This window comes from Gemmiger formicilis (assembly GCF_016901605.1).
Classification (GTDB): domain Bacteria; phylum Bacillota; class Clostridia; order Oscillospirales; family Ruminococcaceae; genus Gemmiger; species Gemmiger formicilis_B.
This window is the reverse complement of record NZ_JACJKP010000345.1, coordinates 1-833: the sequence shown is the minus strand read 5'-3', so window position 1 is coordinate 833 and position 833 is coordinate 1. Positions and strand designations below refer to the sequence as shown.

General features: G+C 60.0%; 1 protein-coding gene. It reads left to right on the top strand.

The window, feature by feature from the left end; translation table 11 throughout:
- Positions 1-39: 39 nt before the first annotated feature.
- Positions 40-833: ornithine carbamoyltransferase (gene argF, locus H6B10_RS14740; protein ID WP_204652282.1), on the top strand; the 794-nt coding region annotated here is incomplete at its 3' end.

Here is an 833-nt window from a genome sequence, read left to right as displayed (position 1 = left end):
ACATTGTATTTTTATGCATCCTGGAGGGGGTTTATTGTTATGAATTTGCAGGGACGTGATTTTCTGACGCTGCTGGACTATACGCCGGAGGAGATCAGCGGGCTGCTGGACCTGGCCGCCGAGCTGAAAGCCAAAAAGAAGGCGGGCATCCCGCACGATGTGCTGCGTGGCAAAAATGTGGCGTTGATTTTTGAAAAGACCTCCACCCGCACCCGCTGCGCCTTTGAGGTCGCCGCCCACGATCTGGGCATGGGTTCCACCTACCTGGACCCCACGGGCAGCCAGATCGGCAAGAAGGAATCCATTGCCGATACCGCCCAGGTGCTTTCCGGCATGTTTGAGGGCATCGAGTACCGGGGCTTCGGGCAGGAGATCGTCAAGGAACTGGCCAAATACGCCGATGTGCCGGTGTGGAATGGCCTGACCAACGAATTCCATCCCACCCAGATCCTGGCGGATTTTCTGACCCTGCGGGAGCAGTTTGGCACCCTGAAGGGGCTGAAATTCGTCTACATGGGGGATGCCCGGTACAACATGGGCAACAGCCTGATGATCGGCTGTGCCAAGATGGGGCTGGATTTTGTGGCCTGCGCCCCCAAAGCCTACTGGCCGGACAAAGCCCTGGTAGCCCAGTGCCTGGCGCTGGCAGCCCAGAGCGGCGGCAGCGTGACCCTGAGCGAGAACACCGATGCGGTGAGCGGCGCCGACGTGGTATACACCGACGTGTGGGTGAGCATGGGCGAACCGGTGGAAGTATGGGCAGAACGCATTGAAGCCCTGGCCCCCTACCAGGTGAATGCCGCCCTGATGGCCAAAGCCAAGCCCACGGCGGT